Here is a 9032-nt window from a genome sequence, read left to right on the forward strand (position 1 = left end):
TTGCCAGTGACATGGGTATCTTCCGCTGATACTGTGGTTATGTACAGTATCAGCGGCTTGTATTCTGACGTCCAGTGTGGCCTGAGAAATTGCCAACACTTAACCCGCGTTAGCCCTCACGAGTTGTTATCAACCCTCAGCGGCTGAGCGAATGGGATTTGAACCGACGCCCCGCTCCTCCACCAATTTAAAAAGGTGAACCCTTCTCTGAAGAAAAAAACAGAAAGGCAATGGCTACACAGTTGTTGTAGCGAATGGCAGGCAAACACTTTAGCGTTTTGCGGTAGGCTCGATTCCGGGCCATTGGCCAAGGCCACAAATAATGCACGTTGGCTTTGGGTGCTGGCCAGTGCGGCGGTTAATACACCTTCAACAGGGCGTAATTCACCAGAAAGCGCGAGCTCACCTACGAATTCCTGTTGTTCCAGTGCGGTCGTTGGAATTTGTTCCGATGCCGCCAAAATGCCCACAGCAATGGGTAAATCAAAACGGCCACCATCTTTAGGTAAATCAGCCGGGCAGATTGCGCTCGATAAAATCCCCGTATCCCGGCAATTTGCCGTACAAACCGATACCCTGTGCCACCAGACGACACTCCCTTGTTCATAACCGCCCAATTGATAACGCCCGATCTTAGCATAACCGCAGCTGCATTCTGGTGATCTAGTTAATGAGCAGAGCCGGTACTATGTCATATTTATAAATCATGCTCATAAGTCGTAGTTTAAACCCACTGTTAACCGATAGTCCGAGTTGTCTGGAATAACTCCGTTATCATCCGGTTGAGGCCGGTCTATGTGGTCGAAATTGGCTGCGATACGAAAATCGATATCCGATATCAGATCGATATCCAGTGCAATCTCGGCGTGGTGCTTGCCGCGTCCGGTTGCATCATTACTTGCGGTATATTCGTAAAGCCAATACAACTCGACATCATCGGTCAAATCCTGATCATATTCCGAACTGATTTGGAAGGTGCCCGAATGACTGTCCAGATCATCACCGGCCGGCACGGTATTGTAGCGGGTTTCCTGATAACCCGGCCCCGCAGCAACGGTCCATAAAATATCGCTGTTATCGATAACGTAATAACCGGCACCGACACTGAATTTCCACTGGCTATCAATATTCTGAAACGGCCGCATACACGCCGAGGGCCGTCGCCACACTGACTAGCGTAGCCTGTACCGCGAAGACGCGAATCAGGCGCGAATGCAGGCCGCGGCGACGCCCCGGTGGTATTTGGGTGGTGACTGTCAAAGTGGGTTACTGGCGCTGCCGAAAACGGTAGTGACCCACACCCCATTCAGATCCCTTGGCGTAGCCAAACAGCTCTGCACAAGACATAAAAAACATGCGCCAGCGTTGCACCCAGCGTTCCGCATCTGTGTTTCCATAGGTTTGTACAAATAATTCACGGATAGCGTCGCGGTGCACATCCATGTTGTCAAGCCATGCCTGTGCGGTTTTCTCGTAATGGGTGCCCTCGAGAAACCATTGTTCGCTGATCTGGAGATCCCGATCAAAGTGCGCAAAGGTATCCAGCGCAGGCATTTGGCCGCCGGTGAAAAAATAGCGGCCCATCCAGTTGTCGTCGCCCTCGGTTTCAAACGGGTAAATCAGGTGGCGATGACAGAAAATATGGACAAATAATTGCCCCGCAGGCCGTAACCAATCGCTGACGCGGTTAAGTAACTGCTCGTAATTGCGGACATGCTCAAACATTTCAATGGACACTGCTCTATCAAAGGTATTGGCGTCCAGAGTCAAGTCATTCACATCACAGGTGATGAGTATGCGTGGATTTCAAGGATGCCTCATTCAAAATTTGGGAATGGACAGATTCAAATTGCTTTATACACGTTATTTTTTAGTAAGTGGTCGCAGCAGTGATTAGGAGAGTAACATTAATCACCGATAACAATCGTTACCAGTTCGCATGAAAAGGTAACCGGGGAGAATTTTATTTAGCTCCAAATCGCGGTTTCAGGAAAGCAACAAAGCAGGACAACTCATGTAATTTTTTGAGCAAAGTGTTTTTTCAAATGAACTTGCCTCAGCGGGTATCAAAGTTTGTCTACAACTGTCATTCAGATTTTTTGCCCAGCAAAACGCAATACCCGCCAAGCCATAATTTTGGATGGTGTTCAGCAAGCTCCCATCGCCAACACCACTTTTCCCGGCAGCTCCGAACGGGAAACCCTTTCCTGCGCCTGAGCTGTTTCTGTTAGTGCATACTGTTTTGAAACCATGGGCTTCAATACGCCTTGCTCCAACCACTCAATCAGTTGAGTGAGGTCCTCACGAAACCAGAGCGGATGAGCATTGGCATAAATCCAGATACCATAACCCGCTATGGTTTTGTTATCACGGATCAACTGAACCGGAAAGGTCATACTGCGCAACATCCCGCTAATGGCCTCCCACCAATTGCGCCGACCATTCTTGATGGCAGTGGAAAACCCGTAGCTCACAACCGTGCCCCCTATCCGCATCGATTGATAGGAGCGCTTCAGATGAGATCCACCAATGGCATCAAACACCACATCAACTCCCTCAGGCAGTGCCTTGACCAGCGCCTCCTCAAACGGCGTGGTTTGGTAATCGAGTTTATGAAAGCGAGGATGCTGGTTGAGATGCGCGGGTAATAACGCCCACTTGCGCTGCGACAAGGTACCATAAACGGTCAGCCCCAGGTGCAAACCCAGTTCCAGCAGTGCACTGCCTACCCCACCGGCGACACCATGGACCAGTATGCGCTCGCCCGCTGTGACTCTGGCAATACGGGTCAGCATTTGATACGCGGTGGTGTAATTCAGAATGATGGCGACCACCTGCTGAGCTGGAAGCTGGCGGGGACAAAGCACAGTGAGAGACTCTTGCGCGACGGTGTAATCGGCATATCCGCCGGTTTGGGTCAGGCAAGCCACTCTGTCACCCACTGTCAGTCGACTGACGTCGTTGCCCACCTGCACGATTTCCCCCACCACATCGTATCCTGGGGTCAGGTTACGACGGTCTACGTCGGGGTATAAGCCCTCTCGCATTAAAATATCGGCGAACGCGACACCACAGGCCTCAGTCTTAACCAGAATCTGATTGGGCTCCAGAGCAGGCAGTTCGCTTTCAATCAAATCCAACTTTGCATGGCTGCCCGTGTGCGGGATAATGATCTTTCTGTTCTTCAAATTATCGTTCCTTGTCATGTCCTTTTCCTGTCATGTCATGTGGTTGCAGTGTTCACATTCTCCCCGCTCACAGATATGATCGCCATTCCTGAATATCAATAAGGGTTATGACTAACAATCATGGATCGATCACAGCTCGCTAACTTCGATTTGAATCTGCTGCTGTCATTGGAGGCGTTGCTGACCCATAAACACGTCAGCCGCGCTGCCGATGCGCTTTCCCTCACCCAGTCTGGCATGAGTCGCAATCTGGCGCGGTTACGCGATTATTTCGAAGATGAATTGTTGGTCCGTACTGGCAACCGCATGATGCTGACACCCAGAGCAGAGCAACTGGAAGGAGTCGTCCGCTCCCAGCTGGATGCACTGCAAAAAACCCTGAGTTCGCGGCAGTTCGACCCCACGACGGCGCACTTCCAATTCACCATCGCCGCTGCCGACTTTCTAATGCAACTGTATATTCCTGATTTCCTGCCTTTACTGCTCAAACATGCGCCCAATATCCGTCTCAGACTGGTGGGCTGGTCTGAACACACGTTTGCAAAACTGGAAAACGGGGAACTGGATTTTATGTTTGGTGGCTTAATGGATGCACCGGCAGGGGTCTATCGCAAGACGCTGGGCGCAGCAGAACACGGCTGCGTAAGTCGAAAGCAGCACCCGGTATTCAAAGACGGCTTTGACCTGGAACGCTACCTAAAGGTGGGACACATTGCACTGGACCTGACGGGCAAGGGGTCCAATCCGGTGGACGACTGGTTGCTGTCGCAGGGTCTGCAGCGCAACGTCGTCGTACGCACCCCCTACTGTATGTCCGGTGTTGCCATGGTCAGTCAAACCGATCTGGTGATGATGGGGCACCGTGGATTGGTCGAGCGTGCACTCAAACACTACGAACTGGATTTTCACCCCTTGCCGTTCCGCGTTCCTATGCCGCCATTCGGTTTGCTGTGGCATGAGCGGACGAAAAACAGTGCTGCGCACATCTGGTTCAGAGAGTTTGTTGTCTCCGTGCTACAGGATGAATTTGGAATAAGCTAATTAGCTTGGCTTCAGTTCCTGTAACCCTGGACGTAAGTACCGAAAGTCTCAAACTGGCTGGCCTTTCGCGCCACTGCTAGTCTTGCTAAAGAAAAGTAAAATGTTGACAGCACTACAACAAATGAGACAAAGTCTATTCTTCGTCTCGGCGTTTGGCTGATTACAAAAATAAGCTGATTGGCTGATAAATAATAACGACAATAAAACAACTATAAATGTGTGCATACCGCAATGCACGCGTCGACACCACAGGAGTTGACCATGATAAGGAAGATTGCCTTGCCGGCATGCTGGTCCGGCATAGGGACTCTTACGCTTAAATTTGGCTTCATGCTGGCCGTATCCACTGGTGCCAGCGCTGCCCTGATCGAAAACATGACCATAGCGAACCCCAAGGCAACCGCACTGGGTAACGCCGTAACGGCGGATCCACCGGGTATTGATTCCATTCATTACAACCCTGCGGGTCTGGCTCGGGTCAAGGGCCGAGAGGGACTGTTCAAGCTGTCGGTGGTGTCTTTTACCTTTGGAGCTGAGTTTGGCAGTTATCATCCCCTAGCCCAGGCAGAAATTGATAAATGGGGGCTGGACGAAACCGACCCGGTGGAAAACAGTGTCAGCGAAACCGATACGCCTATTCTCAAAGTCCCGTTTATAGGTGGCCGAACAGAGTGGCCCTTGCCGGTGGTCATCGTGCCGACGGGAGGCGCCGCCGTTAACACTCCAGGGACCAATTATACTTGGGGTACAGCCGTATTTGCGCCGTTTGCGGCTGGTTACCAGCGTGATGACGATGACCCGGGTATCTATATGGGCAAGGAGCTGGGCCTGACCCGCCTGACCTATTTTGCACCAACTATCGGCTTCAAACTGAACGATGAATGGTCGTTGGGTGTGGGTGTTCATTTTTCTTATATGGGTATGTCAGCACTAACCGACCTTCGTCTTATGCTGCTACCGTTGGGCATTATCAATACTGCATTGGATTTATTGGAAGACGATTCGGACTGTCTGGGCGGAGCTTTCGAATTTTGTGGCAATTCCATCAGCCCGTTTGAAAGCGCCATTCTAATGGATGTAGACGTGGAAACCGGCCTCTCCGTTTCCGCCACCTTCGGAGCGCTTTGGGAACCCGAGCCCTGGTTCACCTGGGGCTTTGTCTACCAGACTGAAGCGGCCAACCACATGAAAGGCAGCTATCGATTCAGTTATTCCCAGGACTGGCAGAATTTGTTTGCATCCATCAATCAGGAGTTGGGCCCGGTTACAAGGTTGCTTGGATTACCTACGGGAATCCCGGAGCAAACGGGTGATGCGACGGTCAACCTCAAGTATCCGTCCCATTTTGCCACTGGCATCAGTGTACAGGTAACCCCGCGCTGGAAAGTGAATTTAGATGCCAAGTGGACAGACTGGGAAGTCTGGGATGGTTTCCTGATTGAGTTTGACAATCCTTTCGAACTGGGAGGCCTTGGCTCACTCATCGTGCCGGAGTACGTAACCAAGACCTCGTTGATCATTCCCAGGCACTACGAGTCGGTATGGAATATAGCGATGGGTGTGGAGTACCAATACAGCGACCGTTTGGCGCTGCGCGCAGGCTGGGAGCCACGCAAATCCTCGGTTCCGGATGACAAGCTGGATGTACTGTTGCCCATGGGTGAGGCCGACCTCTATGCGGTTGGCTTCGGCTACAAGTTCAGCCACGACATGGAAATCGACTTTACACTGGGCTATTTCATCTCCCAAAACGATATTCCGGCAGGAACCAGTACCAATTCCAATGATATGACCCAGCCTACCAGCGCCTGGTACAACCCTTACACGGGTCTCGATATCAAAACGGAAACCAGCGCTATACTGCTTGAGTCCAGTTTCACCTGGCAATTCTGAAAACAGCCGGTTCCCGGATAAACAGGGGAACCGGCCACTCAACCCTCGCTGCCTCAATCCACCAATGCCGGAGCCCAAGCAAGCTTTAACACGGACAGCGGTTCCTCCTGCAACTAGACTACCAGCGCCTTAATTAACGACGCCACTTTGCTGACTTCGACCTCAATATCGACTTCGCGCCGGGTATTCAGCATCAACATCAACCAATAACCATTAACCGCCCGGGTGGCAGTGAGCATTCTTTCCAGCATTTCACTGTTGCGGGGGTCTTCCATCTGCTGTCCGAAGGCACTGACAATCCAGCCCCGACTTTTACTCTCCAACTGTTCCACCATACGCGAGGAGACCAGCCCCATACCATCAAGCAATTTACCGAGGACCTGACGGTGGGCGATAATTTGCTCCAGCGAATAGCGAACACTCATTTCAATGCGGGCATTAAAATGTTCCCCTTCGGAGCGGTGCAGGCGTTCAGCCAGTTCGAAAATCACGTCATCCAGAAACCGCTCCATCCAGGCCAGGTAAATGTCTTCCTTACCGCTGAAATACTGGTAGATGGTGGCGTAAGGATAGCCGCTCTCCAAGTGGACTTCGCTCATGGTGACCTGAGCATACTCCTGACGTTCCAGCAGCCGAACCGCAACATCCAGAATTTCGTTGTATTTACGGATGGAGCGGGCCTGAACCGGTTTACGTCTGGGTGGGTTACGTAGGTCTTTCATTAATGATCCAACATGATAAATGGCATTATTATCTCATGTTTTAACTTTCATCTGCACCGCTTAAACAAAACACGAGTAAGGTTCGGTTTCGTTGCGCACGAATGCGGTAAAACGCACACAGACCCTACTTAATATGCTGTTTTATATAAAAATTATAAGTGTATTACCCATGGGTTTGATCGCTTCAAAACACGAGAGTATTACGGCATTTCTCCGATTAGAATGAATGCCATATCAAACCAACAGGATTTTTCATCAGGGGGACGGTGACATGGGAAACAACAATTCAGCAGCTCGGGGCAAAGCGCCCGGAGTCAACTCCATCATGTGGGATACCCTGACCGATCTGGCCAATCTGCCTTTGCTGCCACCCATTGCCATTATGCAATCCGGCTTGCCTGCGGTGGGAACGGCGGTCAATCGATACGGGGTCTATAAATCAGATCCTCAGGGGCGGGGCCGTCGCACCAACTGGTCCATGATCCGCTTCCTTTATGACGGCGGTGACTTTGCCCGTAACGAAGCCCGTGACCTGCGTGCGCTGCACGCCAATATCAAAGGCACTTTGGACGATGGCAGCAAATATTTCGCGCTGCATCCGAAAACCTTCCGCATCGTACCGGATACCTTTCTTGATGGCGTTATTCGGATCCGCGAAGACGTCGGCCGGCCATTAACATCGGCCCAGAAAGCGAAGCTGTATCATGAGGAATACGTACCGCTTTGCGAACTACTCGGTATTCCTGCCAAAGACATTGAGCCGGATCTGAAATCGTTCTACGAGTACTACGAGGATTTGATCCTCAATACCATGACTTATAACGATACCGTAAAATACCTCACCACCCGTTCCATTGAATTACCAGCCCGCTTCAAGTATTTCAAATCGGCGCAACCCTACGCCGATGCAGCCTACAAGCGCTGGGCCTACCCTGCCATGAAAGTGAGTGTGATTGGCGCACTGCATCCATTGTATCGGGAACGCTTCGACTTGCCCTGGAGTGACCATGATAAAGCCCGCTACAAAAAGTTGTGCGGACGTTTAAATCGGTATGCGAAGCTGGTACCGCGCCCCTTACGCTATAACCCGGCGGCATTGGGCGTGATGCTGGGAATGCATGGCCCGAACCTGGTCACAATGGAGGAGCTGGAGCGCATCGAGGTTAAAAAAGCGGAGTACGAAGCCAACAAGAAGCTGCGGGCAGAACAACCCGCAGCGCGTTAGCGGTAACCGGCTTCATTTAGACGGCAACCACCTAAACGGCAACCACCCGGGCCTGGACTGCTTCTACGCCAAACGCTTGTTCCCGATCGGTTGCCGCCGCTCTCACCTCCACCGGAACGCCATTGATAATGGCCATCCCGGTGAGCGCATCCACCACCTGATTATCGGTAATATCGTTCATGCTGACCCCGGCTTTTTGGGCGGCTATACCCAGTTCAGAACCTTCCCGGTCATGGCCCCAACCATGGGGCATACTCACCACCCCCGGCATGATGTCGGAACTGACCCAGAGTGGCAAATCGATTTGTCCAATGTTGGTGCTGACGGTTACGGTCTGGCCATCAACCAATCCCAGTCGTTGTGCATCCTGTGGGGAAACCATCAGATTACAGCGGTTCTTCCCTTTCACGAGACGCTGGCTATTGTGCATCCAGGAATTGTTGCAGCGAATATGACGGCGGCCGATCATCAACAACTGCTCGCTGTCCCGCTCTAATTGCAATTCCTCCTGCAACCGCGGCAGGTCATTAAGGAATCGTTGCGGCGCCAGATCGACTTTACCATCCCGGGTAAAAATACGGTGGCATAACATGGGTTGCAAAGCACCCAGATCAATTCCGTGGGGATGCTGCTTGAGAACCTTGAGGTCCAGCTTTGGAAACGGAACCGGAGTCGACTCCGTCAGGTGACCATAGGCGGAGGATTTTGGGTATAGGAAGTATAAAGCACCGATTTGCCCCTCATCCGAAGTATCTTACCCGAAATCCCCTCACTCGTTTACCGCTCAAGCTCCAATTTTCACTGTCGGACCAACCCAAATCGCTTAAATAAGGTTCAACTTAGCGACAAAATCTTTGATTGATGATTCACAGGATGTAAGTTGCTCCACCGGCCCCCTGTGAAAGTGAGCAGTGTATGGTGAAGATCAGTCAAAGAGACGACTCTGCGATGGGTCGAACAGGC

The 9032-nt window shown here is 51.5% G+C and carries 9 protein-coding genes; 3 read left to right on the top strand and 6 right to left on the bottom strand.

The annotated features are described in order from the left end of the window. Positions 1–116: 116 nt before the first annotated feature. The 4 genes from FT643_RS24130 to FT643_RS22380 all read right to left on the bottom strand — a co-directional run bounded on the left by FT643_RS24130 (position 117) and on the right by FT643_RS22380 (position 3206). The gene (locus tag FT643_RS24130; protein WP_156873627.1) at positions 117–617 is read right to left on the bottom strand and encodes a magnesium chelatase domain-containing protein; all 501 of its coding nucleotides are present in this window, start codon (positions 615–617) and stop codon (positions 117–119) included. 93 nt (positions 618–710) lie between these two features. Beyond that, positions 711–1145 (bottom strand): DUF481 domain-containing protein, encoded by a 435-nt coding sequence (locus tag FT643_RS22370; protein WP_156873628.1) that lies wholly within the window; start codon positions 1143–1145, stop codon positions 711–713. Positions 1146–1266: 121 nt separating this feature from the next. Then, the gene (locus FT643_RS22375) at positions 1267–1779 is read right to left on the bottom strand and encodes a class I SAM-dependent methyltransferase (protein WP_317622105.1); all 513 of its coding nucleotides are present in this window, start codon (positions 1777–1779) and stop codon (positions 1267–1269) included. A gap of 368 nt (positions 1780–2147) precedes the next feature. Further along, positions 2148–3206, bottom strand: coding sequence for a zinc-binding dehydrogenase (locus FT643_RS22380; RefSeq protein WP_156873629.1), 1059 nt, complete (start codon positions 3204–3206; stop codon positions 2148–2150). A gap of 102 nt (positions 3207–3308) precedes the next feature. On the opposite strand from FT643_RS22380, the gene FT643_RS22385 reads away from it, so the two are divergent. Together FT643_RS22385 and FT643_RS22390 are read left to right on the top strand one after the other, a co-directional pair. Then, entirely contained in the window at positions 3309–4229 is a 921-nt protein-coding gene (locus FT643_RS22385) for a LysR family transcriptional regulator (protein ID WP_156873630.1), read from the top strand. Between the two features lie 261 nt (positions 4230–4490). After that, positions 4491–6122 carry an OmpP1/FadL family transporter gene (locus FT643_RS22390; RefSeq protein ID WP_198043814.1) on the top strand — a complete coding sequence of 544 codons (1632 nt, stop codon included), beginning with the start codon at positions 4491–4493 and terminating at the stop codon, positions 6120–6122. Between the two features lie 113 nt (positions 6123–6235). On the opposite strand, the gene FT643_RS22395 is transcribed toward FT643_RS22390, so the two are convergent. Further along, positions 6236–6844, bottom strand: coding sequence for a TetR/AcrR family transcriptional regulator (locus tag FT643_RS22395; RefSeq protein ID WP_156873632.1), 609 nt, complete (start codon positions 6842–6844; stop codon positions 6236–6238). A gap of 271 nt (positions 6845–7115) precedes the next feature. Here FT643_RS22395 and FT643_RS22400 point away from each other — a divergent pair, with 271 nt between their 5' ends. Further along, on the top strand, positions 7116–8069 hold the full coding sequence (locus tag FT643_RS22400) for an oxygenase MpaB family protein (RefSeq protein ID WP_198043816.1): 954 nt from the start codon (positions 7116–7118) through the stop codon (positions 8067–8069). 31 nt (positions 8070–8100) lie between these two features. Here FT643_RS22400 and FT643_RS22405 read toward each other — a convergent pair whose 3' ends face one another. Next, a complete protein-coding gene (locus FT643_RS22405) occupies positions 8101–8661 on the bottom strand; it encodes a molybdopterin dinucleotide binding domain-containing protein (RefSeq protein WP_156873634.1) in 561 nt (186 codons plus the stop codon). Between the last annotated feature and the right edge of the window lie 371 nt (positions 8662–9032).

It is taken from the genome of Ketobacter sp. MCCC 1A13808, assembly GCF_009746715.1.
Taxonomy (GTDB): Bacteria; Pseudomonadota; Gammaproteobacteria; order Pseudomonadales; family Ketobacteraceae; genus Ketobacter.

Excerpts from the sequence above, each read along its gene's own strand:
- FT643_RS22400 (WP_198043816.1), top strand. The coding sequence starts at position 7,116 with ATGGGAAACAACAATTCAGCAGCTCGGGGCAAAGCGCCCGGAGTCAAC.
- FT643_RS22405 (WP_156873634.1), bottom strand. The coding sequence starts at position 8,661 with ATGTTATGCCACCGTATTTTTACCCGGGATGGTAAAGTCGATCTGGCG.
- FT643_RS22380 (WP_156873629.1), bottom strand. The coding sequence starts at position 3,206 with ATGACAAGGAACGATAATTTGAAGAACAGAAAGATCATTATCCCGCAC.
- FT643_RS22370 (WP_156873628.1), bottom strand. The coding sequence starts at position 1,145 with ATGCGGCCGTTTCAGAATATTGATAGCCAGTGGAAATTCAGTGTCGGT.
- FT643_RS22390 (WP_198043814.1), top strand. The coding sequence starts at position 4,491 with ATGATAAGGAAGATTGCCTTGCCGGCATGCTGGTCCGGCATAGGGACT.
- FT643_RS22395 (WP_156873632.1), bottom strand. The coding sequence starts at position 6,844 with ATGAAAGACCTACGTAACCCACCCAGACGTAAACCGGTTCAGGCCCGC.
- FT643_RS22385 (WP_156873630.1), top strand. The coding sequence starts at position 3,309 with ATGGATCGATCACAGCTCGCTAACTTCGATTTGAATCTGCTGCTGTCA.